The sequence below is a fragment of the Pseudoroseicyclus aestuarii genome, assembly GCF_003217255.1.
GTDB lineage: Bacteria > Pseudomonadota > Alphaproteobacteria > Rhodobacterales > Rhodobacteraceae > Pseudoroseicyclus > Pseudoroseicyclus aestuarii.
Genome location: NZ_QJTE01000008.1, coordinates 23,662 through 50,176, shown reverse-complemented (window position 1 = coordinate 50,176; position 26,515 = coordinate 23,662). Strand labels below are relative to the sequence as shown.

The window sequence follows — 26,515 nt, the reverse complement described above, 5'->3', positions numbered from 1 at the left end:
TCGCCATGGCTCAGACCCCGCTCGCGGGGATACCCGCCCGGTCGACGGGGCGGGGGCGCGTGGTCTCTTTCCAGGAGGTCAGGGCACGGCTGACCTCGCCCCGCGGCGCGCGGGCGACGAAGCGGCCATGCCCCTCGGCGGGCTTCAAAGTGCCGTCATCCACCATGACCCGCCCGCGCGAGAGGACGTAGCGCGGCAGGCCCGAGACCTGCTGACCCTCGAAGACGTTGTAATCGATGGCCGATTGCTGGTCCGTCGCGGCGATGGTCTTTTCCCGCGCCGGGTCGAGCACGAGGATATCCGCGTCCGAGCCCACGCGGATCGCGCCCTTCCTCGGGTAGCAGTTCAGGATCTTGGCGATATTGGTTGAGGTGACGGCGACGAACTCGTTCGGGGTCAGCCGCCCCGGCACGACGCCATGGGTCCAGAGCATCGGCAGCCGATCCTCCAGCCCGCCGGTGCCATTGGGGATCTTGGTGAAATCGCCCACCCCCGTGCGCTTCTGCGCCGTGGTGAAAGCGCAGTGATCGGTGGCCACGACCGACAGGGAGCCTGATTGCAGCCCCGCCCAGAGCGAGGCCTGATGCGCCTTGCTGCGGAAGGGCGGCGACATCACGCGCCGCGCGGCATGATCCCAGTCGGCGTGGAAATACTCGCCCTCGTCCAGCGTGAGGTGCTGGATCAGCGGCTCTCCCCAGACCCGCATCCCGGCCTGCCGGGCGCGGCGGATCGCCTCGTGGCTCTGCTCGCAGGAGACATGGACGACGTAGAGCGGCACCCCGGCCATGTCGGCAATCATGATGGCGCGGTTCGCGGCCTCTCCCTCGACCTGCGGCGGGCGGGAATAGGCGTGGCCCTCCGGGCCGGTCGTCCCCTCGCGCAGCAGCTTGGCCGAGAGGTCCGCCACCACGTCGCCGTTCTCGGCATGGACAAGGGCGATGGCCCCCAGCTCTGCCAGCCGCTGGAACGAGGCGAACATCTCGTCGTCCTGCACCATCAGGCTGCCCTTGTAGGCCATGAAGTGCTTGAAGCTGTTGATGCCGTGCTTCGCCACCACCTCCTGCATCTCGTCGAAGACCTGCTCGCCCCACCAGGTCACGGCCATGTGGAAGGAGTAGTCGCAATGGGCGCGGGCGGACTTGTTGTCCCAGGTCTTCAGCGCATCCAGCAGGCCCTGTCCCGGTTGCGGCAGGGCGAAATCGACGACCATGGTGGTGCCGCCCGCCAGCGCGGCGCGGGTGCCGCTGTCGAAATCGTCGGTGGAATGGGTGCCCATGAAGGGCATCTCGAGGTGGGTGTGCGGGTCGATCCCGCCGGGCATCACGTAGCAGCCCGTCGCGTCGAGCTCCGTGTCGCCGGTCAGCCCCTCGCCGATCTGGGTGATGGTGCCATCCTCGATCAGCACGTCGGCCCTGTAGCTGAGGTCATGGGTGACGACGGTGCCACCCCTTATCACGGTGCTCATGTCCGGGCCTTTCTGGTGCGGAGGTCAGGGCGCTGCGGGGGCAGGGCGGTCATGCCACCACCTCTGCCGTCTCGAGCACCGCGTGCAGCAGCACGTCGGTGCCGGCCTTGGCCCAGCCGGGGGTAATCTCCTCGGCCTCGTTGTGACTAAGGCCATCGACGCAGGGGCACATGACCATGGCCGTGGGCGCCACGCGGTTGATCCAGCAGGCGTCGTGGCCGGCGCCCGAGACGATATCCATATGCGCATGACCCAGCCGCTCGGCCGCGCGGCGCACGGCGGCAACGCAGCCGGGGTCGAAGGTGACGGGATCGAAATGGCCGACCTCTTCGATCTCGAGACCGAGCCCGGCCTCTTCGGCGATCCGCTGCGCCTCCGCCTCGAAGGCGGTGCGCATGGATGTCAGCTTCTCAAGATCGGGGGTGCGGAAATCGACGGTGAAGACGGCGCGTCCGGGGATCACGTTGCGCGAGTTCGGGAAGACCTCTGCATGGCCGACGGCGCCGACGGCATGGGGTTGATGCGCCATCGCGATGCGATGCGCCGCCTCGGTCATCCGCGCCATGCCGAGCCCGGCATCGACCCGCATCGCCATGGGGGTAGAGCCGGTATGCGCGTCCTTGCCGGTCACGGTGCATTGCAGCCACCACAGCCCCTGCCCATGGGTGACGACGCCGATCTCCTTGCCCTCGGCCTCGAGGATCGGGCCCTGCTCGATATGCAGCTCGAACATGGCGTGCATCTTGCGGGCGCCGACGGGCTCCTCGCCGCGCCAGCCGATGGCGTCCAGCGCATCGCCAAAGCGGGTGCCACCGGCGTCCACCCGGTCCTCGGCCCAAGCCTGCTCGTGCATGCCGGCGAAGACGCCCGAGGCCAGCATCGCGGGAGCGAAGCGGGTGCCTTCCTCGTTGGTCCAGTTCACCACGGTGATCGGATGCTTGGTGCGCAGGTCCAGCTCGTTCAGCGTGCGGATCACCTCGAGCCCGCCGAGCACGCCCAGAACGCCGTCGTACTTGCCGCCCGTGGGCTGGGTGTCGAGATGGCTGCCGATGCAGACCGGCAGCGCGTCGGGATCAAGGCCCGGGCGCTGGGCGAACATCGTGCCGAGGGAATCGAGGCCCATGGTGCAACCCGCCTCCTCGCACCATTGGCGGAAGAGGGCGCGCCCCTCGGCATCGGCCTGCGTCAGGGTCTGACGGTTGTTGCCGCCCGCGACGCCGGGTCCGATCTTCGCCATCTCCATCAGCGACTGCCACAGCCTCTCGCCGTTCACGGTCACGTTCTCGCCCCTGGCGCCTGCCGTCATGCCTGGCCCTCCTGTCCCCTCATCCTGCCCCCAGGGCGCGGGCCACAGGTACCGGCGCGGGCAGGCGTGGCGGTCCGTTGGCGAGGGGCTGCGGCGGGTGCCGGGACAATGGGCGCCCGGCACCCGGTGGTTGTGCAATTCGCGGGCAGGGCGAGAACCGGGGCCGGGCGCAGAGAAGCGAGGGGCGAGGAATCGGGGCCTACTCGGCAGCCGTCGCCGTCACCGCCGGGTTGTTCGGGTGGCTCGTCCAGTTCGCGTAGTCCGCCGTCACGACCTTGCCGGTGCGGGCATCGACCTCGCCCGGGGCCAGCCGTGTCATCGTGATGCAATCCTCGACCGGGCAGACGTCGACGCAAAGGTTGCAGGCGACGCATTCGGCGTCGATCACCTCGAAGCGGCGGTCCGCGCTCATCGCGATGGCCTGGTGCGAGGTATCCTCGCAGGCGGCATAGCAGCGCCCGCACTTGATGCAGAGATCCTCGTCGATCCGCGCCTTGGTGACGTAATTGAGGTTCAGGTACTGCCAGTCGGTGACGTTCGGCACCGCCCGGCCCGTCACCTCGGCGACCGAGGCATAGCCCTTCTCGTCCATCCAGGCCGAGAGGCCGGCCTTCATCTCCTCGACCACGCGAAAGCCGTAGGTCATCGCCGCGGTGCAGACCTGAACCGAGCCGCAGCCCAGCACCAGGAACTCCGCCGCGTCGCGCCATGTGGTGATGCCGCCGATGCCCGAGATCGGCATCCCCCGCGTGCCCTCGGCCCGCGCGATGTCCGAGACCATCGACAGCGCGATCGGTTTCACCGCCGGGCCGCAATAGCCGCCGTGGCTGCCCTTGCCGTCGATCGAAGGCTCGGGGCTGAGGCTGTCGAGGTCGACCGAGGTGATCGAGTTGATCGTGTTGATCAGGCTCACGGCATCGGCGCCGCCGTTGCGCGCGGCCTGCGCCGGCCCCCGGATATCGGTGATATTGGGCGTCAGCTTCACGATGACGGGGCGGTCGTAGTACCGCTTGCACCAGCGGGTCACCATCTCGATGTACTCGGGCACCTGACCGACGGCGCTGCCCATGCCGCGCTCACTCATGCCGTGCGGGCAGCCGAAGTTCAGCTCGATCCCGTCGGCGCCGGTCTCGGCCACGCGGGGCAGGATGGCGCGCCAGGCGTCTTCCTCGCAGGGGACCATGATGCTGGCGATCAGCGCGCGGTCCGGGTAGTCCGCCTTCACGCGCGTCATTTCCTCGAGGTTCACCTCGAGCGGGCGGTCGGTGATCAGCTCGATGTTGTTGAGGCCCATCAGGCGCCGGTCGGGGCCGTAGATCGCGCCGTAGCGTGGGCCGTTCACGTTGACGACCGGCGGCCCCTCGGCGCCCAGCGTCTTCCACACCACGCCGCCCCAGCCCGCCTCGAAGGCGCGGCGCACGTTGTATTCCTTGTCCGTCGGCGGCGCAGAGGCGAGCCAGAAGGGGTTCGGGCTGCGGATGCCGGCGAAAGTCGTCGTCAGGTCGGCCATCAGGTCTGTCTCCGGTCGAGCGCGGTCATGGCGCCGCGCGGGGCGGCCGCGATGCCGCGGGCGGCTTCGGCAATTCTTGCGCCGGTGGGCTGCGCCTCGGCTCGCATCAGGCTGGCGTGGATGTCCTCTGCGGCGTCGCGGCCCTGCGCCGCGGCCCAGACGGTCAGGTCGTCGCCCGCCGAGACGCAATCGCCGCCCGCCCAGACACCCTCGATGGATGTGCGCCCATGCGCATCCGCCGCGATCCTGCCGCCGCGCTGGGCGGGGCCGCCCTCCAGCACCAGCCTCTGGCCGATGGCCTTGAAGACCTGGTCGGCAGGCAGGCGCAGATGCTCGCCGGTGTCGACAAGGCCGGCGCCGGTCTCGACCGTGCGGGCCAGCTCGATCTCCGTTGCCGCGTCGGTGCCATGCACCGCGACGGGGCGCAGGTTGCAGAGAATGCGCACCCCGCGCGAGGTCGCCAGATCCTGCTCGTAGCGCGAGGCCCCCATGCGCGCCCGCCCGCGCCGATAGGCGATGGTCACCGAGCGCGCGCCCAGCAGCCGCGCTTGAACCGCCGCGTCGATCGCCGTCATCCCGCCGCCGATCACCACCACGTCGCGGCCCACGGGCAGCGCCGTCAGGTCCTCGGCCTGCCGCAGCTCGGCGATGAAGCCCACCGCATCCGCTACGCCCTCCAACTCGGCCCCCTCGGCGGTCAGGGCATTCACGCCCTCCAGCCCGAGGCCGAGGAAGACCGCGTCGAAGCTGTCGCGCAGCGCCTCAAGCGTCAGATCCGCGCCGAGCCGGCGCCCGGTCTCGAGGGTGATGCCGCCGATGGCGGTGATCCAGTCGACCTCGGCCTGGGCGAAGCCGCCGGTCGCCTTGTAGGCGGCGATGCCGAATTCGTTCAGCCCGCCCGGCTTGTGGCGCGTCTCGTAAAGGGTGATGGCATGGCCGTGCAGCGCGAGGCGGTGGGCGCAGGCCAGCCCCGCCGGACCGGCGCCGACGACGGCGATGCGCTTGCCGCTGTCCGGCGCGCGCCGGTAGGGATGCTGCGGCGCGGCCATCAGGCTGTCGGTGGCATGGCGCTGCAGCAGCCCGATCTCGACCGGCTTGCCCTCGGCCTCCTCGCGCACGCAGGCGCCTTCGCAAAGATCCTCCGTCGGGCAGACGCGGGCGCAGATGCCGCCAAGGATGTTCTGGTCGAAGATCGTCTTCGCCGCCTCCTCGGGGCGGCCGCCGGCGATCTGGCGGATGAAAAGCGGGATGTCGATGCCGGTGGGGCAGGCCGCGATGCAGGGCGCGTCGTAGCAGAAGTAGCAGCGGTCGGCGGCCACCGCCGCCGCGCGCCGGTCCAGCGGCGGGTGGAGGTCGGCAAAACCCGCCTCCGCCTCCTGCGGCGAGAGCCTCGCTGCCGCTATGCCACCCCTTGCCCGATCGGCCATATCCCGTCTCCCGCTTCAGTCAACTGCAGCGTGTCACGGTTCCGATTTTTCTCAAACGGCAAAGAATAGGCGGTTTGTGAACGCGGGCGGGAGGGCGCGTCCCTTTACAGCCGGGGCGAATGATGCTGATTTATACAATAAGACGATATAGCCCATTACAAGGTACTAAAGCCCTGGATCGCTTTCGCTGCAAGGGTCGGGCGGGCTCTCGCCCGGACCAGCACGGGGACCCGGGGGATCGGAGATAGGATGACCGACAAGACCACGCCCACGCCTGAAGCCCGCCTGCAGGCCCTCGGCCTGACGCTGCCGCAAACGGCCCCTGCGCCGATCGGCGCCTTCGCCAATGTCCGTCGCTGCGGCAACCTGCTCTACGTCTCGGGGCAGGGGCCGGTCGAGGCCGATGGCAGCCTGCGGCGCGGCAAGGTCGGCGTGGATGTCACCGCCGAAGAGGCGCAGGAGGACGCGCGCCTCGTGGCGCTGAACATCATCGCCGCGCTGAAGACGCATCTGTCCGACCTGTCGCGCGTGACGGGCGTGATAAAGCTGCTGGGCCTGGTGAACGCGCATCCCGAGTTCCAGCACCATCCCTTCGTCATCGACGGCGCCTCGACCCTGCTGCACGAGGTCTTCGGCGAGGCCGGCGTGCATGCGCGGTCCTCCTTCGGGGTCGGCTCTCTGCCGAACCGGATCACGGTCGAGATCGAGGCGATCGTCGAGATCGCGGAGTGATGTCAGAAGGCGCGGTGCAGCCCCATCGCCCGCTCGACGGTGGCGGCCGCGGCGCGGACCTCGGCGGCGATGGCTTCCAGCGTGCCCTCGACCCGGTGGCGCGGCATGACGACGGACATCGTCAGCACGCAGGCGCCGGCCTCGTCGCGGATCGGGGCGGCGATGCAGGCGACGGCCTCTTCGGAGGTGTCGATCTGCACGGAAAGCCCGGCCTCGTAGTCGCGGCGGCTCTCGGCGGCCAGAAGCGCGGGATCGGTCGGCGCAAGGCCGGTGCGCGAGGGCTCGGCGCAGGCGGCGAAGGCCGCGATGCGCTCGGCCTCGGGCAGGTGGCCCAGCAGCAGCCGCCCCGAGGCGGTCCAGTTCAGCGGCACCCGCGTGCCGACATCCGAGGTGACGCGGAAATGCCCGCCGCCCTCGGCCATGGCGATGACGGCCATGCGCCCCTCGTCTCGGGCACAGATCTGCACCATCTCGCCGGTGCGCTGGCTCAACGCCTGCATCTCGCGCTCGGCCTCGGCAAAGGCGCTCATCCGCGAGCGATAGGCGAGGCCGTAACGCATCAGGCGCGGCCCCAGCCAGACGCGCCCCTCTGCCGTGCGCGTCAGCATCCCGCGCTCGACCAGCTCGTCGATCAGCCGGTAGAAGGTCGAGGGCGGCGCGCCCGCGGCCTTCGACAGCTCGTAGGCCGTCACCGGCACCAGCCGCTCGGCCAGGATGTCCATGATCTGGAGCGCGCGGTCGATCCCGCTGGTGCGCTGACGGATGGGGTTCTGGTCGGTCACGCGGCATACTCCTCAGGCTGCCGTTCTGCCTGCCCGGCGACCGCGCCACAACCTAGAAAGGAGAGGCCATGAGTGCCGATACCGCCCCCGACTGGACCTGGCACGAGGCGCAGGGCCTGTCCCGCATCGTCAATGTCTCGGGCACGATGACCGGCCTCGGCGCCTCCGTCACCCGGCCCGAGGTGGCCGAGGCGACGGCTGCCGCGATGGCGCGCTTTGCCCGCATCCACGAGATGCAGCTGGCGGCCAGCGGGACCATCGCCCGGCTGACCGGGGCCGAGGCCGGGTTCCTGACCGCCAGCGCCAGCGCCGGCATCACGCTGGCCATCGCGGGCTGCATGACCGGCCTCTCGCCCGCCCGGGTCGAGGCGCTGCCGCGCGATCCCGGCCTGCGCAATGCCGTCGCCGTGCAGCTGGGGCACCTGTGCGACTACGGCGCGCCCCTCAGCCAGTCGATCGAGCTTGCGGGCGCGCGCGTCCGGCCCCTCGGCCAGTCGACGCAGGCGACCGATTACCAGCTCGAGGCGGCCTGCGACGAGGGCTGCGCCGCCGCCCTCTATGTCGTGTCGCACCACGTCGTGCACTACGGGCAGATCCCCTTCGAGCGCTTCGTGGCGATTGCCCACGAGCGGGGCGTGCCGGTGATCGTCGACGCGGCCTCGGAATACGACCTGACAAGCTTCATCGCGCGGGGCGCGGATATTGCCATCTACTCGGGGCACAAGTTCCTCGGCGGGCCGACCAGCGGCATCGTGGCGGGGCGCAAGGACCTCGTGCGCGCGGGTTACATGCAGAACGCCGGGATCGGGCGGGGCATGAAGATCGGCAAGGAAAGCATCGCCGGCGCCATGGCCGCGATGGAGCTTTGGATGACGCGCGACCATGCCGCCGTCCGCGCCGAGGAAGAGGCCGCGCTCGAGATGTGGCAGACGGCGCTTGAGCCGCTTGCCGGGATCACGCCGCACCGCATTCCGGACCCCACGGGCAATCCGCTGAGCCGGCTGCAGGTGAATGTCGATGCGGGCTTGGCGGGCTGTACCGCCGCCGGCTTCGCCGCCGCCCTCGGGCGGCGCGATCCTTCGATCGTGGTGCGGGCGCATGAGGTCGAGCTTGGGTACTTCCAGCTCGATCCCTGCAACCTGCGGCCCGGTCAGGCGGCGCTGGTGCGCGATGCGCTGGTCGAGGTGCTTTCGGAGGGCGCCGCCATAGAGACCTCGCCCGAGGATCTGGCCTCGGCCCGGCAGGGTGGGATCGAGGGCTACCTCGCCTGGAACGCCTGATCCATCGGGGGGGTCGGTGCCCCGCCTGAGGCGGCGGGGCATCGGGCTTTAGCCCGGCATGGCCTCGCGTGGGATGATCGCGCCGGGATGGCCCACCACGCAGGCGGCAAGCCGGCCGCCGGCCGCCACGCAGCCCTCGACATCCGCGCCGCCGGCCCGCGCGGCAAGGAAGCCCGCGTTGAAGCTGTCGCCCGCGGCGGTGGTATCGACGGCAGCGACGGGCGGCGGCAGCGGGATGCTGCGGAAGCCCTCTCCCGGCGCGCGGTGCAGCACGGCGCCCGCGCCGGCGGTCATCACGATCTCGCCCGGCGTGATTTCCAGCAGCGCGGCATGGGCGTTCTCCGGGCCGTGCCCCTGCCAGAGCGCCTCGACATCATCTAGGGAAGGCATCGCCAGCGTCGCGACGCCAAGGGCGCGCGCGGTCCAGTCGCGCGCCTCGCTCGCGTCCTGCCAGAGCACGGGGCGGTAGTTCGTGTCGAAGACCACCGCCGCGCCGCGCTCCGTGGCCGCTTTCAGCGCGGAAAGAAGCCGCGCGCGGCCCTCGGGCGGCAGGATGGCAAGGGTGATGCCGGAGAAGAGGATGGTCTGCGCCTGGGCCAGCGGGGCGGTTTCGGGGCAGGGGTCCCGGTCGAACATGCCCCGCGCCGGCGCCTGATCGCGCCAGTAGGCAAAGCTGCGCTCGCCGCTCCCGTCCACCGTCACGGTGTAAAGGCCGGGGCGCCCGCCCGCGACGCGCGTGACGGGTCCGGTGTCGATCCCCTCGGCCGCGATGGCGTCGAGCATCCAGCCGCTCATCGCGTCGTCGCCCAGCCGGGTCAGAAGCGCGGTGCGCGCCTCAGGGCGCAGCCGGGCGTAGTAGATCGCGGCGTTCAGGGTGTCGCCGCCGAGCCGGCGGTGGAAGTGCTCGGCCGCGCCCGGCACGGCCGCGAATTCGACGAGCGGCTCTCCAACGGCGAGGAACTCCATCAGCCGGTCTCCTTGATCATGCGCATGGCCCCGCGGCCAGTTGCCCGAGGCTTAGGCGACCGGCGGCGCAGGGACAACAGCCGGGGCGGGCGCTGTCAGCCCGTCTTCGGCCCCTTGCCGGGAAAGACGCGGGCATCGCGCGGGTGCCCCTGCGCCGGGGCGCCGGCGGGGCCGTTGCTGCGGCTGCCCGGGTTGGGCCTGGCGACCACGTCGGCATGGCTGAGCGGCGGGGTAAAGCCGCCCGGTTGCAGCCGCGAGAGCGCGTCGGAGCGGTCGATCAGCCGCTGGGCGACGACATGCACGATCTCCACGTCGCGCTGCACGTAGCCCTCGACCACCAGCAGGCGGGACTGCATGACCTCGCGGCGGAACTGCTCCATCATCTTGGGCCAGACCACGAGGTTGGCGACCCCGGTCTCGTCCTCGAGCGTGATGAAGCAGACGCCCTTGGCCGATCCGGGCCGCTGCCGCACCAGCACCAGCCCCGCCAGCTTGAGCTTCTTGAAGGGGCGCGCCTCCTTCAGCGCGCTGGCCGGGGCATAGCCCTGCCGGGTCAGGCTGCGGCGCAGGAAGGCCATGGGATGCGCCTTCAGCGACAGGCGCAGGGTCTGGTAATCGGCGACCACCTGCTCTGTCAGCGGCATCGAGGGCAAGGGCACGACCCGTTCCGGCCCCTCGTCGCTGCGATCCTGGAACAGCGGCAGGTCGGGCGCGTCGCGCGCGGCGCGCGCCTCCCACAGGGCCTGCCGCCGGTCGAGGAACATCGAGCGCAGCGCATCGCCCTCGGCCAGCCGGCGCAAGAGCGGCGCGGTCAGCCCCGCGCGGCGCTTCAGCGCCTCCATGTCGGGATAGGGCGCATCGCGGGCGGCCATGATGCGCGCGGCGGCATCGGCGCGCAGCCCGCCGATCATCCGCAGGCCCAGCCGCACGGCGAAACCGCCCTGCGGCACTGGCTCCAGCGTGCAGTCCCAGTCGGAGTAGTTCACGTCCGGCGCCCGCACCTCGACCCCGTGCTCGCGCATGTCGCGCACGATCTGCGCGGGCGCGTAAAACCCCATCGGCTGGCTGTTCAGAAGCGCCGCGCCGAAGGCGCCGGGAAAATGGCACTTCAGCCAGGAGGAGACATAGACCAGCGCCGCGAAGCTGGCGGCATGGCTTTCGGGAAAGCCGTATTCGCCAAATCCCTTGATCTGGTCGAAGCAGCGCCGGGCGAAGGCCTCGTCGTAGCCGCGGCGGATCATGCGGCCGACCATCTTCTCCTCGAGCACGTCGATCATGCCGCGGCTGCGGAAGGTGGCCATGGCCTTGCGCAGCTCGTTCGCCTCCCTAGGCGTGAACTCTGCCGCCTCGATGGCGATGCGCATCGCCTGCTCCTGGAAGATCGGCACCCCCAGCGTGCGCCCGAGGATCGTCTTGAGTTCGGCCGGGTCATGCGGCGCGCCGGGGCTGGGATACTCCACCGCCTCCTCGCCGGACCTGCGGCGCAGGTAGGGATGGACCATGTCGCCCTGGATCGGGCCGGGGCGGACGATCGCCACCTCGATCACCAGGTCGTAGAAGGTGCGCGGGCGCAGGCGCGGCAGCATGTTCATCTGCGCCCGGCTCTCGACCTGAAAGACGCCGAGGCTGTCGCCGCGGCAGAGCATCGTGTAGACGCGCGGATCCTCCTGCGGGACGGTGGCGAGGCTCCAGTCCTGCTGCCAGTGCGCCTTGATCATGTCGAAGCACTTGCGGATGCAGGTCAGCATCCCCAGCGCCAGGATATCGACCTTGAGGATGCCAAGGGCGTCGATGTCGTCCTTGTCCCATTCGATGAAGCTGCGGTCCGGCATCGCGCCATTGCCGATCGGCACCGTCTCGGTCAGCTTCTTTTCCGTCAGGATGAAGCCGCCGACATGCTGGCTGAGGTGGCGCGGCATGCCGATCAGCTGCCGGGCGAGGATCAGCGTGCGCCGCAGCAGCGGATCGGAGAGATCGAGCCCGGCCTGCGCGACGTGCTTTTCCTCGACCTCGGTGCCCCAGCTGCCCCAGACGGTCTTGGCCAGCGCGCCGGTCACGTCCTCCGACAGGCCCATGACCTTGCCGACCTCGCGGATCGCCGAGCGCGGGCGGTAGTGAATCACCGTGGCGCAGAGGCCGGCGCGGTCGCGGCCATACTTGGCGTATATGTGCTGGATCACCTCCTCGCGGCGCTCGTGCTCGAAATCGACGTCGATATCGGGCGGCTCCTTGCGCTCTTCGGAGATGAAGCGCTCGAACAGGAGCTGGTGCTGCGCGGGATCGACCGATGTGATGCCAAGGGCGTAGCAGACGGCGGAATTGGCGGCCGAGCCGCGGCCCTGGCACAGGATCGGCGGGCTGGCCTCTTCGCGGGCATAGCGGACGATGTCGTGGATGGTCAGGAAATACTGCGCAATGTCGAGCTTGCCGATCAGATCGAGCTCCTTGCGCAGGGTGGCGCGCACGCCCTCGGGCACGCCCTCGGGCCAACGCCAGGCAGCGCCCTTGTCCGTCAGTGCCTCGAGATGGGCCTGCGGGCTGGCGCCGCCGGGCACCACCTCGCGCGGGTATTCGTAGGCCAGCTCGGCCAGGGAAAAGCGGCAGGCCTCGGCGACCTCGATCGTGGCGCGGATCGCGCCCGGCCATTCGGCGAAGAGGCGCTGCATCTCGGCCGGGGACTTCAGGTGCCGCTCGGCATTGGCGTGCAGCAGGAAGCCGGCCTCGGCCAGGCGGACCCCGTGGCGGATGCAGGTCATCACGTCCTGCAAGGGGCGCCTCTCGGGCGCGTGGTAGAGCACGTCGTTGATCGCGAGAAGCGCGAGGCCGGCGCGCCCAGCCATGGCCTCGAGCCGGTTGATCCGCGCCCGGTCATCGCCGCGGTAGAGGAAGGCCGCCGCGACATGGTGCAGGCTCGGCAGCCGCCGCGCGAGACCGGGAAGGGTTCTCTCGAAAGCGTCCAGATCCTCGGGCGGGACGGCGATCAGCTGGAGGCCTGCGGCATGGGCGGCGAGATCCGCCAGCGTCAGGTCGCAGGTGCCCTTCTTCTGCCAGTTGCCCTCGGGGTCGTGCATGTTGCCCTTCGAGAGCAGCGCCGAGAGGCGGCCATAGGCGGCGCGATCCACCGGGTAGGCCAGGAACTCGGTACCGCAGACCAGCCGCAGCCGGGCGCCGATCACCGGCCTCAGCTGAGCCTCCAGCGCCTGGGCATGCAGCCGCACCACGCCCGAAAGCGTGTTGAGATCGGCGATGCCGATCGCATGATAGCCCAGCGCATGGGCGGTACCCGCCAGGTCGACGGCATCCGAGGCCCCGCGCAGGAAGGAAAAGCAGGAGGCGAGGCCAAGCTCGACGTAAGGCGCGGGCGGGTTCGGGCGGCGCGCCTCGTCCTCGGGCAGGGTGCGGCGGGGCTGGCTCTCGGTGTCAGGCATGGCACTGGCCGCGGGCCGGGCAGGGGGGCTGTCTGCCCCCCCTCCGCGCGCGGCGCGGAGTCCCCCCGAGAGTATTTTTCGAAACATGAAGGGGGCGCGGCGGGAGAGGGTGGAGGGGCCCTCTTCTCTTTGCAAGTATCCCGGGGGGAGGCCGCCTCTGGCGGGCGGGGGGCAGAGCCCCCCTTGCGGAGCCGGTCACGCGAAGGCCCCGTGCAGGAACCAGCGCGGGCCTTCGCCACGCCCGTCGCCGAGCAGGCCTTCGCGGTAAAGCCAGAAGCGGCGGCCGGTCTGCTCCTCGATCCGGTAGTAGTCGCGCAGCCGCGTGCCGGGCCGGTCGGTCCACCATTCGGGCGCGATCCGTTCGGGCCCGGCGAAGCGGGCGATGCGCCAGGTCTGGCGGCGCCAGGAGAACTGCGCCGGCGGCCCCTCGGGCACGGCATAGAGGACGCGAACCTCCTCGGGCGGATCGAAAAGGCGCAGCGGGCGCAGGATCAGGGCCGCCGGAAAGGCGCCCGGAGTACCGGCCAGGGCCGGTATCCAGCGGCTTTGCCGCTCGGGGAGGTGGCTTTCGATCAGGGCGGGCCGGGTCAGGGCGGGGGCGCCGAAGCGGGCCGAGAGGCGGTCGATCAGCCGCGCCAGATCCGCCGCCTCTTCCCGACCGCCGCCCAAGGCATGCTGCCGCGCCCCCAGCGCCTCGGCCACGATCGCCTCGAGCGCGATGAGGTCGAAGCCGTAGCCGGGATCCAGCCTCTCCAGCCGCTCGTCGAAGAGGCGCAGCAGGTGGCCGGCCTCGCGGCTGGGGCGGGCGGTCGCGGCCTCGGCCCGGGTGACGAGACCGTCGGTGCGGTAGAGCGTCAGCCGCAAGCGCCGCGCGCCGAAGCCTTCGGCGGCGAGGTCCGCGCAGAGATCCTGCGCAAGGCTTGGGAGATGCGGCACCGGGTCCAGCACCGGCTCGGCCAGGCGGGCCTGGGCGGCGAAGCGCGGCGGCTCCTCGGGGCTGGAGAGCGGCTCGGCCAGTGTCCCCATCGCCTGATCCAGCCGCAGCAGCGGGTTGTCCTCCAGCGCGGTGCGGCCGAAGCGGCGGGCCAGCGACAGGCGCGGCACGGCGGCCAGCGCGCCGATCGTCGACAGGCCCAGCCGCTGCAGCGTCAGTACCGTTCCCTCGCCCAGGCGCAGCGCCTCGACCGGCAGCGGGGCCAGGGCCTGCGCCAGCCCATCCGGCAAGCAGCGCGTTCGGGGGCCGGTATGGCGCGCCAGCGCCCAGGCCGCGCCCGGCGTCGGCGCAAGCGCGAGGCGAGAGGAGAGGCCCAGCCCGGCGAGGCGGTCCTCGATCTCGCGCAGCAGCGCCTCCTCGCCGCCGTGCAGGTGGTCGGAGCCGGTGGTGTCGAGCAGCAGGGCCGCCGCGCCGCTGCCGTCGATCGCGGTCCAGGGGCACCAGCGGCGCACCCAGAGCATCAGCCGCGACAGCGCGGCCGCATCCCCGGCGGGATCGGCGTAATCGACCACCAGCTCGGGCGCGAGGGCGCGGGCATCCACGAGGCGCGCGCCGATCCGGACGCCCAACGCCTCGGCCCCGCGAGAGGTGGCATGCACCACGGGGCCGTGCCGCCCCTCGACGGCCAAGACGAGGGGCGGCGCCTCTGCGCCGGCCTCGTCCCGTGCCATGGTCCGCAGCCGCCGCTCTATCGCGAAGCGGGGCAGTTGCAGCGAGAGGATGCGGCGCGCGCAGGCGGTCTGGCCCGACCCGCCCGGTCGTGCTTTTCGGCTGGCAGTTTTCGGGTCCGGCGCCCTGCGAGGGGCAGCCGCCGGCGCGGCGCCGTGCCGGGCCGGGCGCGGCTGCCGCCGCGGCTGGCTCGCGTCGGAAAACCCCTCCTCGTCATCGGTATCCTGCCGGGGCGCGCTTGCCGCTTGTTCTGGCCGTGCCCGAGCCGCGGCGGAGGTTTCGGCCCCTTTCAGTGCCTCTCTCGCCCGCGCAAGCGCCTCGGGATCGGCTCTGTCTTCGGATGTCGCTGCAGGTCCGCGCGCCGGATCGGCGCCGGTTCCCGAAGGACCGGGCGCATGCGCCGCCAGAGAGGCCGGGGCGTCCAGCGGGCTGCGGGGATCGGGGCGGAGGAGGGCGAGGACCGGCAGCTTGTCCTCGCCCGTCATCGTCTCCGCGGCTCCGGTTTCGGGCCGCGGGGATGTTCTGCGGCAGGGCGGGAACGGGGCCGCGTGTGCAGGGGCCGTGGGTCTGTGCCGTCTCCTCCGTGCCTGGCCGTGGGGCGGGCCCGGCCGCGACGGCGGCCGCCGGGCGAAGGGGGCTCGATGCCCCCGCCGACCGGCCCCCCTTGCCAGGCCTCAGGCATGGCGGGCGCGCTGCATGCCAGAGGCGGCTGCGGCAGGCGGCGCCGAGATGGCATGTTCCAGCACCAGGCGGGGCTGCTGTCCGCTTCCGCGTTCATGCCCGGCCACCCAGGCGCCGGGCGCGCGCCAGCGGGCGCGGAACAGGTCCGCCTGCCACAGCGGGGCGCCCGGGGCGCGGGAATCGAAGGGATCCGCCCGCGCCGGAAGCGATGCGATGCGCCAGCGTTCGCGCGCGGCGGACAGATCCGCCCGCGCGCCGCGCCGGATCAGCCAGGCATGGACGCCATGGGCCTCGGCCCGCAGGGCCAGCCGCTTGGTCGCGGTAAAGTCCAGTGCCGGCGGATCGCCCCACACCTCGCCGATGACGGCGCAGAGCGCGGGCGTGTCCAGCCCCTGTTCCATGGCCCAAAGGACGTCCACCGGGCGCGCCACCTCGAGCATCAGCAGCGGGCGCGCGCCGAATTCCGCGAGGCCCGGCGGATTGACCCGCCCCGCCTCGCGCCGCGACATGCGATCCTGGATCCACAGCAGCGGGCGCGTATCCTCGCCCAGATGCGCCAGCGCAAAGGCCGGCGCGGCGGCATCGGCGGAGGTTTCCGCAAAGATCTCCGACAGGGTCGGGCTGCGGTCCTCGGGGGCCGAAGAGGGGGAAGACAGGGGGGGCGAAGAGGATGACCACGACACGGAAACTCTCGGGCTGGGGCGGGCCGCTGGAGGCCGTGAAGGTCCGCCAGGCGACTCGCTGTGTTCTCTTTATGTTCTAATTCTTTCGCCCCGCCCGGTCAAGATTTTCCGCCCCCATGAAAACGGGCGCCCGTCTCAGGGGCGCCCGCCATGTCTTGCCGAAGCTGCGCTTCAACCGCCGGAGGGCGGCACGATCTTGAGGTAGGCGGCGATGGCGGCGCGGTCGTCATCGCCCATGCGAGAGGTGCTGTTGGCGATCACATCCGCCATGGCGCCGCCGGCGGTGTCGAACTCGGGCGTGAAGCCCGAGGAGAGGTACTGCGCGATATCGCTTTCGGACCAGTCCAGCCCGCCGGGAGTGATGTCGGGGATGCTGCCCTCGCCAGAGGGATTCTCGGCCCCGGCCAGCCAGTCGGACAGCTTCAGCCCGCCCAGCGCGTTGCGCGGCGTGTGGCATTCGCCGCAATGGGTCACCGCCTCGACGAGGTAACGCCCGCGCTGCTGCGCTTGGGTCAGATCGCCCTCGATGACCCAGTCCTCGTCCAGGAACAGAAGCTTCCAGGCCCCCACGGCGCGGCGGATGGTAAAGGGGAAGGACAGGTCATGCGGCAGGCTTTCCGCATCCGAGACCGGCAGGCCGCGCAGGTAGGCGGTCATGTCGACCATGTCCTGCACCTCGGCCTTGATATAGGCGCCGTAGGGCAGCGCGGGATAAAGGTGCACGCCGCCGGGCGCCACGCCGCGCATCACCGCGTTGACGATCTGCGCATCGCTCCAACCGCCGATGCCCGCCGGGCCGGGCGAGATATTGGGCGCGTGGAAGGTGCCGAAGGCGCTTTGGAAGGCCTCGCCCCCGGCGAGGACGGGAGGCTCGCCCTCCGCCCGCTCGGCATCGGGCGCCATGTGGCAGGAGGCGCAGCCGGCGGCATCGAAGATCAGCTGCCCATGCTCGGGATCGCCAGTCAGCCCGGCGATCCGCGCCTCGGGGATCGGATCGGGGGCGGTCAGGATCCAGGCGCCCCCGGCGGCAAGCACCGCCAGGAGCCCGAGGGTGATCAGCGCGCGGCGCATCCCTTACTCGGAGGCGCGGTAGGTCCGGTGGCAGCCGCCGCAGGACTGGCCGAGCGGGCCCATCGCGCCCTGCAGCGCGGCCAGATCGGTGCCCGCGACCTCCTGCATGGCCAGCGCGGCCTGGTGCAGATCCTCCCACTGGGCGAGGTAATCCTCGGTCTCGTCCCAGATGATCGGCAGGGCGCGGCTGTCCTCGAGGCTCTCGCTGTCGGAGCCTTCGACCAGCCAGGCCTCCATATCCATGCCGCTGATCTCGACCAGCGCATCGGCGGCCTCCTGCGCGGCCTCGGCGTCGTAGTCCACTTCGCCCTGCGCCATGCGGCCGATCACGCCGAGGTTCTGGCCGAGCATCTTCATATGCTCCTCGCGCGCCTCGTGGGCGGCCTCGGGGGTCAGCGGCTCGTCCTGCGCGGCGGCGGGCAGGGCGGCAAGGCAGGACAGGACAAGACCGGCGGCAAGGCCGGTGCGGCGAAGGGGGGTGGCGAACATGAGATGGCTCCCTGAGCTTTGTTTGATCACAGCCTAGCGAGGTTCTGCATCAAAGCCAGAGGTCTCTTGCCCCGCGTGGATCACAGAGACTCGACCTGGGCTGCCCGGCGCCTATTGCAGTGTGAACGATCCGCCCCGGCGCCCCACAGGCTCGACCGTCATCCAGTCGGGCCAGCCTGCAAGGCGCTCCACCGCGACCAGCAGGGCGCAGGGCACGACGACCGCAAGCACCAGAGCGACTCGCCCCGCCGAGGGCGGGTGCCGCAGCCAGCGCGCCATGCGCAGCAGCCATGATGGCGTCATACCGGCCTCCCTCCCCGCCGATCCACGGCCCTTCGGGCTTGCGCTTCGGCAAAGGGTCCAGCATCACGGCGCCGCACAGCCGAGAAGAGACGATGCCGACCCATTCCGAGACGCGGGTTCTGCCCTATACCCCGCAGCAGATGTACGATCTGGTGGCCGATGTCGCCAGCTACCCCCAGTTCCTGCCCTGGTGCGCGGCCGCCCGCATCCGCTCGACCGAGGACATGGGCGATCATTCCGAGATGCTGGCCGACCTCGTCGTGTCCTTCAAGGTGTTCCGCGAAAGCTTCGGCAGCCGCGTCACGCTCTGGCCCGAGGCGAAGCGGATCGACACCGAATATGTCGATGGCCCCTTCCGCAAGATGGACAGCCGCTGGGAGTTTGCCGAGGCGCCGGGCGCGCCGGGCAGCTGCGAGATCCGCTTCCGCACCAGCTTCGAGTTCAAGAACCGGCTGCTGTCGGGCGCGGCGGGCATGTTCTTCAACGAGGCGATGCAGCGCATCGTCGGCGCCTTCGAGCGGCGCGCGAAAGAGCTTTACGGCTGAGCCGCCTCGACCGCGCGCGCCAGCAGCGCCAGCGCGTGATCGCGCGCCGCACGGCGCACGGCGGTCCGGCCAAGGGCGCCGAACTCGACCGTCTCCACCGTGACGTCGCCGGCCTGCGCGAGGCCGAAGCAGACGCGCCCCTCGGGCTTGTGCTCGGACCCGCCGGGGCCGGCGATGCCGGTGACCGAGACGGCGATATCGGCGCCGGAGCGGGCGCGGGCGCCTGCCGCCATCTCCGCCGCGACCTCTTCGCTGACGGCGCCATGCGCCTTCAGCGTGTCGGGCAGAACACCTAGCAGCGCGGTCTTCATCTCGTTGGAATAGGTCACGACGCCCATGTCGAAGACCGCAGAGGCGCCGGGGGCCTCGGTCACCGCGGCGGCGACAAGCCCGCCGGTGCAGCTTTCGGCGCTGGCAAGGCGCAGGCCGCGGGCGCGGGCCGCGGCGATCAGCGCCTCGGCGTTCATGCCAGCATCACGCCGTGGTAGAGCACGGCGAGGATCACCACGCAGACCGCGGCCATGGCCCCCGCGATCAGGTCGTCCAGCATCAGCCCCGTGACGTCGCCGCGCCGGTCGGCCCAGCCGACGGGGCCGGGCTTCCAGATGTCGAAGAGGCGGAAGAGGACGAAGGCCGCGATCCAGCCCGGCCAGAGCGACAGGACCGGCGCGCCGACATGCGCCGCCCCGATCAGCACGGGCAGCAGCGCCACCCATTGGCCCGCCACTTCGTCGATGACGATATGGCCCGGGTCTTCGGCGCCGGATGCCTCGCGCTCGGCCTTGGCCGCCGGCCAGCCGGCCAGCAGCACGATCCCGAGGGCCAGCAGCACCAGCCATGGCCCGCCGACGACATAGATCAGCCAAGCCGCCAGCAGCGCGGCGAGCGAGCCCCATGTGCCGGGCGCGGGGCGCAGCAGGCCGCTGTAGAAGAAGGTCGCGACGAGGCGGCTCATGGCCGCACCAGCGTCGCGGTGGCCTGCGCCGCGATCCCCTCGCCGCGCCCGGTGAAGCCCAGCCGCTCGGAGGTGGTGGCCTTGACGCTGACGCGCCCTTCCGGAACGCCGAGGATGCCCGCCAGCGCGCTACGCATCGCCTGCGCGTGGGGTCCGATCTTCGGCTGCTCGCAGATCAGGGTGACATCGGCATGGGTCAGGGCGAAACCCTGCTCACGGGCCAGTTCAACCGCGCGGGTCAGGAAGATGTGGCTCTCGGCGCCCTTCCACTGCGGGTCCGAGGGCGGGAAATGCTGCCCGATATCGCCCGAGGCGAGCGCGCCGAAGATCGCGTCGGTCAGCGCATGCATGCCGACATCCGCGTCGGAATGGCCCGAGAGCCCGCGGTCGAAGGGCACCGCCACGCCGCAGAGCATGACGTGATCGCCCTCCCCGAAGCGGTGGACATCGTAGCCGTTGCCGACGCGGATGTCGGGCAGGGGGGCCGCGGCCAGCGCCTCGGCGCGGGCGAAATCCTGCGGCCCGGTGATCTTCATGTTCCGCTCGTCGCCCTGCACGATCCGCACCTCCATCCCTGCCATCCGCGCCACCGCGACATCGTCGGCGGCGCTGCCGTCATGCGTTTGATGCGCCGCGAGAATCGGCGCGAAGCGAAAGCCCTGCGGCGTCTGCGCGCGCCAGAGGCCGCCCCTGTCCGGCGCCTCCGACACTGCGCCATCCACCTCGCGCCAGAGCGCATCGGTCAGCGGCAGGCCGGGGGCCGCGGCCTCATGCGCCTGCAGCGCGTCGGCGACGCGGGCGATGACCTCGGCCGGCACAAGGGGGCGGGCGGCATCATGGATCAGCACGTCGCGGGGGGCCTCCGCTTCCAGCGCCTCGAGGCCCGCGCGGACCGAGGCGGCGCGGCTTGCACCGCCCGGCACCACGAGATCGGCCATGGCCTCGATCTGCGGCATCTGGCCGATGTCATCGGGATGCAGGACCAGCGCCAGCCGCGTCACGGCGGGCGCGGCGCGAAAGGCCCCGAGGGCATGGGCCACCATAGGCCGACCGGCGAGGTCGCGCCATTGCTTGGGCAGGCCGGCGCCGGCGCGGGTGCCGCGCCCGGCGGCGACGATGAGGGCAGCCATGCTCATGGGGGTCATCCCGTTGTTCGATGCGTCTTGTAGGGAGCTGTGGCAGCCGGCGCAATTGCGGGCCTTCGCGGGCAGGGGCGCTTAAATTTTGGGCAGCGGGGACAGGACCGGCAGCCTCTTCCGCTGCGGCCGTGAAACCCGACGTTGTACCCGGAGTGCGAACCTTCTAGACCCGGAGCAACGCTTAACCTTTGGGCACTTGTCTACCGAATTGGCACGCGAACCGCTGCATATCGACTCCTCCTTGCCGCCCTTCGCCCCGGTGGCGCTGGCGCCGATGGCCGGTATAACAGACCTGCCGTTTCGCCAGCTGTGCCGCCGCTTCGGCGCCGGCTGGACCGTGAGCGAGATGGTCGCCAGCCAGGAGATGGTGCAGGCCAAGCCCGGCGTGCGTGAGCGCGCCGCGCTTGGCATCGGCGATGACGCCACGGCCGTGCAGCTTGCCGGGCGCGAGGCGCATTGGATGGCCGAGGCCGCCCGCATGGTCGAGGCGAACGGCGCGCGGCTGATCGATATCAACATGGGCTGCCCGGCCAAGCAGGTGACGGGCGGGTTGTCAGGCTCTGCCCTGATGAAGACGCCCGATCACGCCCTGCGGCTGATCGAGGCGGTGGCGGGCGCCGTCTCGGTGCCGGTGACGCTGAAGATGCGCCTTGGCTGGGACGATAATTGCCTGACCGCGTCGCAGATCGCGGCCCGGGCCGAGGCTGCGGGGGTGAAGATGGTGACGGTTCATGGCCGCACCCGCTGCCAGTTCTACAAGGGGAGCGCCGACTGGGCCGCCATCCGCGGCGTCACGGAAGTCGTGAGCATCCCCGTCGTGGCGAACGGCGACATCATCGGCCCGAAGGAGGCCGAAGCCGCGCTTGCAGCCTCCGGCGCCGCGGCGGTGATGATCGGGCGCGGCGCCTATGGCCGGCCCTGGCTGCCGGGGCAGGTCGCGGCCCGGCTGACCGGCGCGCCGGTGCCTGCCGATCCCGGCCCCGCGCAGGTGCTGGACATCGCGCAGGAGCATTATGCCGAGATCCTCTACTTCTACGGGCGCGATCTGGGCGGGCGCGTCGCGCGCAAGCATCTTGGCTGGTACATGGACGGCGCGGGCACCGATCCCGTGCTGCGACGGCAGGTGCTGACCGCCGCGCCCGAGGCCGTTCCGGCCCTGCTCGCCGACGCGCTTCTGGACCGGAGGGCGGCGGCATGATCGGCGACGCGGCACTCTGGAACTCCCTCCCCATTCCGGCGCTGCTGCTGGGGCCGGACGATACCATCACGGATGCCAATGCCTCGGCCGAGGCATTTCTGAACCTCTCGGTGCGGGCGCTTCTGGGCAGCCCGGTCTGGGACAGGGTCATGGTCGACGCCGCGCTGGAAGAGCCCTTTGCCCGCGCCCGGGCACAGAACTCGTCCCTTATCGTGAACGACGTTGACGTCGGCTCGGGCGAGCGGGCGCCGGTGCAATGCAACATCCAGATCGCGCCGCTGCAGGGCACCAACGGGCAGATGCTGATGCTGATCAGCCCGCGCGAGATGGCCAGCCGCATGGTGCAGCAGCGCAGCAGCGCCAAGGCGGCGAAATCCGCGATCGGCATGGCCGAGATGCTGGCGCATGAGATCAAGAACCCGCTGGCGGGCATCACCGGCGCCGCGCAGCTGCTGTCGATGGGCCTCGAAGGAGCGGACCTTGAACTGACCGACCTGATCGTCGAGGAAAGCCGCCGCGTGGTGACCCTGCTCGAACAGGTCGAGCAGTTCGGCAACCTGCGTCCGCCCGCCTCGCAGGCGGTGAACATCCATGATCTGCTGGAACGGGCGCGGCAGTCGGCCTCGGTCGGCTTCGGCAGCCACGTGACCTTCCACGAGGATTATGACCCCTCGCTGCCGCGCACGTTTGCCGATCCCGACCAGCTGCTGCAGATCTTCCTCAACCTGCTGAAGAATGCCTCGGAGGCGATGCCGCAGGGCGGGACGATCCGGCTGCACAGCTTTTACGAGCCCGGCCTGCGGATCACCCGGCCCGATGGCCGCCAGGCGCGCCTGCCGCTGCAGATCGAGGTGGTGGACGACGGCCCCGGCCTGCCGCCCGAGATCGCCGCCGATGTCTTCGAGCCCTTCGTTTCGGGGCGCGAGAACGGCACCGGGCTGGGGCTGGCGCTGGTCAGCAAGCTGATCGGCGAGAACGGGGGCCGGATCTCGGTGGATTCGGTGCCCGGCCGCACCGCCTTTCGCATTTCGTTGCCGCGGGCTGCTGACCAGCTGTCCGGCGGGGACGATGACACGACCGACAGGAGTAAGAGCTGATGGACGGAACGATCCTGGTTGCCGACGACGACCGCACCATCCGCACGGTGCTGACGCAGGCGCTGACCCGCGCCGGCTGCAAGGTGCATGCGACCTCGTCTCTGGTGACGCTGATGCGCTGGGTCGACGAGGGGAAGGGCGATTTGGTGATCTCGGATGTCGTCATGCCCGACGGCAACGGGCTGGAGCAGCTGCCCCGCATCGCCGAGGCGCGGCCCGGCCTGCCGGTCATCGTGATCAGCGCCCAGAACACCATCATGACCGCTATTCAGGCCGCCGAGAAGGAGGCCTACGACTACCTGCCAAAGCCCTTCGACCTGCCGGACCTGATGAAACGCGCCTCTCGCGCGCTGGAGGTCAAGCGCCGCGCCCCGGCGCCGCGCCCCGAGCCCACCGAGCCGCGCCCCGAGGCGCCGGGTGCGGGCCTTGATCTGCCGCTGGTGGGCCGGACTGCTGCGATGCAGGACCTCTACCGCCTCGTGGCGCGGGTGATGAACACGCCGCTGCCCGTCCTCGTCACCGGGGAAAGCGGCACCGGCAAATCGCTGATCGCCCGCGCCATCCACGATTTCTCGGACCGGCGCGGCACGCCCTTCGTCGTGGTCTCGGCCTCTGACCTGCAGGGGGCGGACGGGCCGGCTCAGGTTCTGACCCGCGCCAGGGGCGGCTCGATCCTGTTCGACGAGGCCGGGGATTTCGCGCCCGAGGCGCAGGCCCGGATCGTGCGCATGCTCGACAGCTTCGGCGACAGCGCGCCGCGGGTCATGGCGACCAGCCAGGTCGATCTGCAGGCGCGGATCGGGGAGGGCGGCTTTCGCGAGGATCTGTACTACCGCCTCGCCGGCGTGACGGTGGCCGTTCCGGCCCTGCGCGAGCGGGTCGACGACATCCCGCTGCTGGCGGACCATTTCCTCGCCCGGGCAGAGCGCGACGGGCTGGGGCTGCGCCGCCTCTCGGGCCCGGCGATGGAGCTGGTGCGCGCCTATTCCTGGCCCGGTAACGTGCGGCAGCTGGAAAACGCGATCCGCCGCCTCGTCGCCACCACCTCGGAAGAAGAGATCGGCCGCGCCGAGGTCGAGGCCGTCCTCGGCAGCCAGCCGGCGATGGAGCCGATGCGCGGCGGCGACGGCGATAAGCTGGCCGCTAGCGTCGAGCGGCACCTGCGGCGCTATTTCGACTTGCATGGCGGCGTGCTGCCGCCGCCGGGCCTGTACCAGCGCATCCTGCGCGAGGTAGAGACACCGCTGATCGAGATCGCGCTGGACGCCACCGGGGGCAACCAGGCGAAATGTGCCGATCTGCTCGGCATCAACCGCAATACCTTGCGCAAGAAGATCACCGATCTGGATATTCGCGTGACAAGGCGCCGGAAGTTGATGTAAAACCGCAACAGAAACGTGGCGCACCGGACGCAGTGACGGTGAAGCCACGGCGAGCGGTGAGTGGTGCGGGCAAGTCCGCGCCGCGCCTCTGCGGCGGAGGCAGGCAGCGTGCGACGGCCCCTGGGCGTGAGCAGTTTTGCAAGGATCAACCGGCTGCGGCGGCAGCGGCGGTTCCAGACCGTTGCTGCCCTGTCGCTGGTCGTCCTCGGGCCGGCGCTGGCCTTCTGCACCTACTGGGTGCTCGGCCCGCTGGATCAGGGCGCCAATTCCCTCAGCCTGCGCCTCGTGCTGCTCGCGGACCTCGTCTATGCGCTGCTGATCGCCGCGCTGGTGCTGGGCCGGGTGGTCAGCATGGTCGCCGCGCGGCGCGCCCGCTCCGCCGGCTCGCTCCTGCACCTGCGGCTGACGGGCGCCTTCGCGCTGCTGGCGCTGATCCCGACGGTGCTGGTCGCGATCTTCTCGGTCCTTATCATCAATGTCGGCCTCGAAGGCTGGTTCTCGGAGCGGGTGCGCACGGTCCTTGGCACCTCTCTCGCCGCCGCGCAGGCCTATGGCGAGGAGCATCGCCAAGACCTGACGCGCGATGCCGCCAACCTCGCCTCCTCGCTGGACGAGGAGCGGCAGAACGATTTCTTCATGGACGACGGCGACGTCCGGCAGGCGCTTGGCCAGTTGCAGGAGCAGAGCGAGGCCAACCTGACCGAGGCCTTCGTTCTCGATAGTGCCGGCACGATCCGCGCCCGTGGCGCCCTGTCCTACGAGTTCGATTACGAGCAGCCCCCCGCCGAGGCCTTCGAGCAGGCGCGGGGCGGCGAGATGGCGATCATCGAGGATTACGAGAACAACGAGTTCCGCGCCCTCGTCCAGCTGCCGGCCTTCGTCGACCGCTACCTCTACGTGACGCGTGCGGTGGACGGCGGCATCCTGTCGCTGCTGGACGACACGCAGGAGACGGTGGCCCTCTACCAGCAGCTCGAGGCCGAGCGGGGGCGGCTCCTGTTCGAATTCGGCTTGCTTTACCTAGGCTTCGCCGTTGTTCTTATCCTTGCGGCGATCTGGCTGGGCCTCTGGTTCGCCGAACGCCTCTCGCGCCCGATCGGGCGGCTCGTCGCCGCTAGCCAGCGTGTCGGAGCGGGCAACCTCGACGTGCATGTGATCGAGGACGAGGGCGAGGACGAGATCGCGCTTTTGGGCCGCAACTTCAATCACATGACGAGCGAGCTTAAGGCGCAACGCGAAGCCCTGCTGGCCAATACCCGGCAGATCGAGGAGCGGCGGCGGCTGTTCGATTCCGTGCTCCATTCGATCACCTCGGGCGTCATCGGCCTCGATCCCGAGGGGCGCATCACCTTCGCCAACCGCTCCGCCCGGCGGCTGCTGGCCGTGGGCGAGGCGCAGGAGGAGATGGCGCTGGTCCATGCCGTTCCGGAATTCTCGCCTCTGTTCGAGGTGCTCTGCAGCGACCTTCGCGCGGACGGGCGCGAGACGGTGCAGGACCAGGTCGCGCTGATCCGCGGCGGCAGTCAGGAAAGCCTGCTGGTCCGCATGTCGACCCGCCGCACCGAGGACGGGGCGCTCGAGGGGTATGTCGTGGCCTTCGACGACATCACGGATCTGGTGGGTGCGCAGCGGATGGCGGCCTGGGGCGACGTGGCCCGGCGCATCGCGCATGAGATCAAGAACCCGCTGACCCCGATCCGCCTCTCGGCGGAGCGGATCAGCCGCAAGTTCCGCCGCGTGCTGAGCGAGGAGGACGCCGCGACGCTGGACCAGATGACCGAGGTCATCGTGCGCCAGACCGGCGACCTGCGCCGCATCGTGGACGAGTTCAGCAAGTTCGCGCGGATGCCCGAGCCGGATCGCATCACCAACGACCTCACGGCCCTCGTGCGCAGCGCCGGCACTCTGCAGGAGGCCGGGCAGCCCGAAGTGCAGTTCCATTTCGACCTGCTGCAGGAGGCGGTGCAGGCCGAGCTGGACGCCACGATGATCCATCAGGCGCTGACAAACCTGATGAAGAACGCCGGCGAAGCGATTGAGACGCTGCGCGAAAACGGCGCACCAGAGGGATTCAAGCCGGAAATCCGCGTGCGGATGGTCAAGGACGGGCCGCAGGCGCGGATCACCGTCTCAGACAACGGGATCGGCCTGCCGGAGGATCGCAGCCGGCTGTTCGAGCCCTACGTGACGACCCGCGACAAGGGCACCGGCCTCGGCCTGCCCATCGTCAAGAAGATCATCGAGGAACATGGCGGCACGCTCTCCCTCGCCGATGCCGAGCCCTTCGGGCCGGACGGGCGGTTCGGGGCGATGGCCGTGGTGACGCTGCCCGTGCTGCGGGCGGCAGAGGCAGAAACGAGCGAAGCGCAGGCCGGAAGAGCCGCGCTCAAGGCAACGGCATAGGCAAGAGGCG

The 26,515-nt window shown here is 70.8% G+C and carries 22 protein-coding genes; 7 read left to right on the top strand and 15 right to left on the bottom strand.

The window, feature by feature from the left end; genetic code table 11:
- Positions 1 to 10: 10 nt before the first annotated feature.
- The 4 genes from hydA to DFP88_RS15355 form a co-directional block, all read right to left on the bottom strand.
- Positions 11 to 1,465, bottom strand: coding sequence for a dihydropyrimidinase (hydA, locus tag DFP88_RS15370; RefSeq protein ID WP_110815586.1), 1,455 nt, complete (start codon positions 1,463 to 1,465; stop codon positions 11 to 13).
- A gap of 49 nt (positions 1,466 to 1,514) precedes the next feature.
- Positions 1,515 to 2,771: a Zn-dependent hydrolase gene (locus DFP88_RS15365; protein WP_110815585.1), complete on the bottom strand. Its 1,257-nt coding sequence runs from the start codon at positions 2,769 to 2,771 to the stop codon at positions 1,515 to 1,517.
- A 199-nt stretch (positions 2,772 to 2,970) separates the two neighbouring features.
- Complete coding sequence (gene preA, locus DFP88_RS15360) at positions 2,971 to 4,281, bottom strand: NAD-dependent dihydropyrimidine dehydrogenase subunit PreA (RefSeq protein ID WP_110815584.1); 1,311 nt, start codon at positions 4,279 to 4,281, stop codon at positions 2,971 to 2,973.
- A complete protein-coding gene (locus DFP88_RS15355) occupies positions 4,281 to 5,708 on the bottom strand; it encodes an NAD(P)-dependent oxidoreductase (protein ID WP_110815583.1) in 1,428 nt (475 codons plus the stop codon). The genes preA and DFP88_RS15355 overlap by 1 nt, the downstream gene beginning before the upstream one ends.
- Before the next feature lie 249 nt (positions 5,709 to 5,957).
- On the opposite strand from DFP88_RS15355, the gene DFP88_RS15350 reads away from it, so the two are divergent.
- On the top strand, positions 5,958 to 6,440 hold the full coding sequence (locus DFP88_RS15350; RefSeq protein WP_110815582.1) for a RidA family protein: 483 nt from the start codon (positions 5,958 to 5,960) through the stop codon (positions 6,438 to 6,440).
- A gap of 2 nt (positions 6,441 to 6,442) precedes the next feature.
- On the opposite strand, the gene DFP88_RS15345 is transcribed toward DFP88_RS15350, so the two are convergent.
- Entirely contained in the window at positions 6,443 to 7,222 is a 780-nt protein-coding gene (locus tag DFP88_RS15345) for an IclR family transcriptional regulator (protein ID WP_245904847.1), read from the bottom strand.
- Positions 7,223 to 7,290: 68 nt separating this feature from the next.
- Here DFP88_RS15345 and DFP88_RS15340 point away from each other — a divergent pair, with 68 nt between their 5' ends.
- The gene (locus DFP88_RS15340; protein WP_110815581.1) at positions 7,291 to 8,502 is read left to right on the top strand and encodes an aminotransferase class V-fold PLP-dependent enzyme; all 1,212 of its coding nucleotides are present in this window, start codon (positions 7,291 to 7,293) and stop codon (positions 8,500 to 8,502) included.
- Positions 8,503 to 8,550: 48 nt separating this feature from the next.
- Here the strand turns inward: DFP88_RS15340 and DFP88_RS15335 are convergent, their stop codons facing one another.
- The 7 genes from DFP88_RS15335 to DFP88_RS15305 all read right to left on the bottom strand — a co-directional run bounded on the left by DFP88_RS15335 (position 8,551) and on the right by DFP88_RS15305 (position 17,786).
- Positions 8,551 to 9,468 carry a sugar kinase gene (locus tag DFP88_RS15335; RefSeq protein WP_110815580.1) on the bottom strand — a complete coding sequence of 306 codons (918 nt, stop codon included), beginning with the start codon at positions 9,466 to 9,468 and terminating at the stop codon, positions 8,551 to 8,553.
- Between the two features lie 95 nt (positions 9,469 to 9,563).
- Complete coding sequence (locus DFP88_RS15330) at positions 9,564 to 12,896, bottom strand: error-prone DNA polymerase (protein ID WP_110815579.1); 3,333 nt, start codon at positions 12,894 to 12,896, stop codon at positions 9,564 to 9,566.
- A gap of 195 nt (positions 12,897 to 13,091) precedes the next feature.
- On the bottom strand, positions 13,092 to 14,561 hold the full coding sequence (locus DFP88_RS15325) for a Y-family DNA polymerase (RefSeq protein ID WP_181418676.1): 1,470 nt from the start codon (positions 14,559 to 14,561) through the stop codon (positions 13,092 to 13,094).
- 672 nt (positions 14,562 to 15,233) lie between these two features.
- The gene (locus DFP88_RS15320) at positions 15,234 to 15,923 is read right to left on the bottom strand and encodes an ImuA family protein (RefSeq protein WP_245904846.1); all 690 of its coding nucleotides are present in this window, start codon (positions 15,921 to 15,923) and stop codon (positions 15,234 to 15,236) included.
- A gap of 171 nt (positions 15,924 to 16,094) precedes the next feature.
- On the bottom strand, positions 16,095 to 16,994 hold the full coding sequence (locus DFP88_RS15315) for a c-type cytochrome (protein WP_110815578.1): 900 nt from the start codon (positions 16,992 to 16,994) through the stop codon (positions 16,095 to 16,097).
- A gap of 3 nt (positions 16,995 to 16,997) precedes the next feature.
- Positions 16,998 to 17,483 (bottom strand): c-type cytochrome, encoded by a 486-nt coding sequence (locus DFP88_RS15310; protein WP_110815577.1) that lies wholly within the window; start codon positions 17,481 to 17,483, stop codon positions 16,998 to 17,000.
- Between the two features lie 111 nt (positions 17,484 to 17,594).
- Positions 17,595 to 17,786 (bottom strand): hypothetical protein, encoded by a 192-nt coding sequence (locus tag DFP88_RS15305; RefSeq protein ID WP_110815576.1) that lies wholly within the window; start codon positions 17,784 to 17,786, stop codon positions 17,595 to 17,597.
- A 92-nt stretch (positions 17,787 to 17,878) separates the two neighbouring features.
- Here DFP88_RS15305 and DFP88_RS15300 point away from each other — a divergent pair, with 92 nt between their 5' ends.
- The gene (locus tag DFP88_RS15300; RefSeq protein ID WP_110815575.1) at positions 17,879 to 18,331 is read left to right on the top strand and encodes a type II toxin-antitoxin system RatA family toxin; all 453 of its coding nucleotides are present in this window, start codon (positions 17,879 to 17,881) and stop codon (positions 18,329 to 18,331) included.
- On the opposite strand, the gene DFP88_RS15295 is transcribed toward DFP88_RS15300, so the two are convergent.
- Genes DFP88_RS15295 through DFP88_RS15285 form a run of 3 tightly spaced genes read right to left on the bottom strand, consistent with a single transcriptional unit; the run spans position 18,322 to position 20,422 of the window.
- Complete coding sequence (locus DFP88_RS15295; protein ID WP_110815574.1) at positions 18,322 to 18,798, bottom strand: CinA family protein; 477 nt, start codon at positions 18,796 to 18,798, stop codon at positions 18,322 to 18,324. The genes DFP88_RS15300 and DFP88_RS15295 overlap by 10 nt on opposite strands.
- Complete coding sequence (locus DFP88_RS15290) at positions 18,795 to 19,286, bottom strand: phosphatidylglycerophosphatase A family protein (protein ID WP_110815573.1); 492 nt, start codon at positions 19,284 to 19,286, stop codon at positions 18,795 to 18,797. The genes DFP88_RS15295 and DFP88_RS15290 overlap by 4 nt, the downstream gene beginning before the upstream one ends.
- Positions 19,283 to 20,422, bottom strand: coding sequence for a bifunctional 2-C-methyl-D-erythritol 4-phosphate cytidylyltransferase/2-C-methyl-D-erythritol 2,4-cyclodiphosphate synthase (locus DFP88_RS15285; protein ID WP_110815572.1), 1,140 nt, complete (start codon positions 20,420 to 20,422; stop codon positions 19,283 to 19,285). Before DFP88_RS15285 ends, DFP88_RS15290 begins: the two co-directional genes overlap by 4 nt.
- A gap of 211 nt (positions 20,423 to 20,633) precedes the next feature.
- Here DFP88_RS15285 and dusB point away from each other — a divergent pair, with 211 nt between their 5' ends.
- From dusB to DFP88_RS15265, 4 genes are all read left to right on the top strand, one after another.
- A complete protein-coding gene (dusB, locus tag DFP88_RS15280) occupies positions 20,634 to 21,623 on the top strand; it encodes a tRNA dihydrouridine synthase DusB (protein ID WP_281268200.1) in 990 nt (329 codons plus the stop codon).
- Positions 21,620 to 22,720 carry a two-component system sensor histidine kinase NtrB gene (locus DFP88_RS15275; protein ID WP_110815571.1) on the top strand — a complete coding sequence of 367 codons (1,101 nt, stop codon included), beginning with the start codon at positions 21,620 to 21,622 and terminating at the stop codon, positions 22,718 to 22,720. Before dusB ends, DFP88_RS15275 begins: the two co-directional genes overlap by 4 nt.
- Positions 22,720 to 24,102, top strand: a complete 1,383-nt coding sequence (locus tag DFP88_RS15270; RefSeq protein ID WP_110815570.1) for a response regulator — start codon at positions 22,720 to 22,722, stop codon at positions 24,100 to 24,102. The genes DFP88_RS15275 and DFP88_RS15270 overlap by 1 nt, the downstream gene beginning before the upstream one ends.
- 126 nt (positions 24,103 to 24,228) lie before the next feature.
- A complete protein-coding gene (locus DFP88_RS15265) occupies positions 24,229 to 26,505 on the top strand; it encodes a sensor histidine kinase NtrY-like (protein ID WP_245904845.1) in 2,277 nt (758 codons plus the stop codon).
- Positions 26,506 to 26,515: the final 10 nt, after the last annotated feature.

What these genes read in the sequence shown, in the direction of transcription:
- DFP88_RS15290 (WP_110815573.1), bottom strand. Translation starts at nt 19,286, where the DNA reads ATGAGCCGCCTCGTCGCGACCTTCTTCTACAGCGGCCTGCTGCGCCCC.
- DFP88_RS15340 (WP_110815581.1), top strand. Translation starts at nt 7,291, where the DNA reads ATGAGTGCCGATACCGCCCCCGACTGGACCTGGCACGAGGCGCAGGGC.
- DFP88_RS15365 (WP_110815585.1), bottom strand. Translation starts at nt 2,771, where the DNA reads ATGACGGCAGGCGCCAGGGGCGAGAACGTGACCGTGAACGGCGAGAGG.
- DFP88_RS15275 (WP_110815571.1), top strand. Translation starts at nt 21,620, where the DNA reads ATGATCGGCGACGCGGCACTCTGGAACTCCCTCCCCATTCCGGCGCTG.
- DFP88_RS15305 (WP_110815576.1), bottom strand. Translation starts at nt 17,786, where the DNA reads ATGACGCCATCATGGCTGCTGCGCATGGCGCGCTGGCTGCGGCACCCG.
- DFP88_RS15270 (WP_110815570.1), top strand. Translation starts at nt 22,720, where the DNA reads ATGGACGGAACGATCCTGGTTGCCGACGACGACCGCACCATCCGCACG.
- preA (WP_110815584.1), bottom strand. Translation starts at nt 4,281, where the DNA reads ATGGCCGACCTGACGACGACTTTCGCCGGCATCCGCAGCCCGAACCCC.
- DFP88_RS15335 (WP_110815580.1), bottom strand. Translation starts at nt 9,468, where the DNA reads ATGGAGTTCCTCGCCGTTGGAGAGCCGCTCGTCGAATTCGCGGCCGTG.
- DFP88_RS15330 (WP_110815579.1), bottom strand. Translation starts at nt 12,896, where the DNA reads ATGCCTGACACCGAGAGCCAGCCCCGCCGCACCCTGCCCGAGGACGAG.
- DFP88_RS15315 (WP_110815578.1), bottom strand. Translation starts at nt 16,994, where the DNA reads ATGCGCCGCGCGCTGATCACCCTCGGGCTCCTGGCGGTGCTTGCCGCC.
- DFP88_RS15325 (WP_181418676.1), bottom strand. Translation starts at nt 14,561, where the DNA reads ATGGCACGGGACGAGGCCGGCGCAGAGGCGCCGCCCCTCGTCTTGGCC.
- DFP88_RS15285 (WP_110815572.1), bottom strand. Translation starts at nt 20,422, where the DNA reads ATGAGCATGGCTGCCCTCATCGTCGCCGCCGGGCGCGGCACCCGCGCC.
- DFP88_RS15300 (WP_110815575.1), top strand. Translation starts at nt 17,879, where the DNA reads ATGCCGACCCATTCCGAGACGCGGGTTCTGCCCTATACCCCGCAGCAG.
- DFP88_RS15350 (WP_110815582.1), top strand. Translation starts at nt 5,958, where the DNA reads ATGACCGACAAGACCACGCCCACGCCTGAAGCCCGCCTGCAGGCCCTC.
- hydA (WP_110815586.1), bottom strand. Translation starts at nt 1,465, where the DNA reads ATGAGCACCGTGATAAGGGGTGGCACCGTCGTCACCCATGACCTCAGC.
- DFP88_RS15295 (WP_110815574.1), bottom strand. Translation starts at nt 18,798, where the DNA reads ATGAACGCCGAGGCGCTGATCGCCGCGGCCCGCGCCCGCGGCCTGCGC.
- DFP88_RS15355 (WP_110815583.1), bottom strand. Translation starts at nt 5,708, where the DNA reads ATGGCCGATCGGGCAAGGGGTGGCATAGCGGCAGCGAGGCTCTCGCCG.
- DFP88_RS15310 (WP_110815577.1), bottom strand. Translation starts at nt 17,483, where the DNA reads ATGTTCGCCACCCCCCTTCGCCGCACCGGCCTTGCCGCCGGTCTTGTC.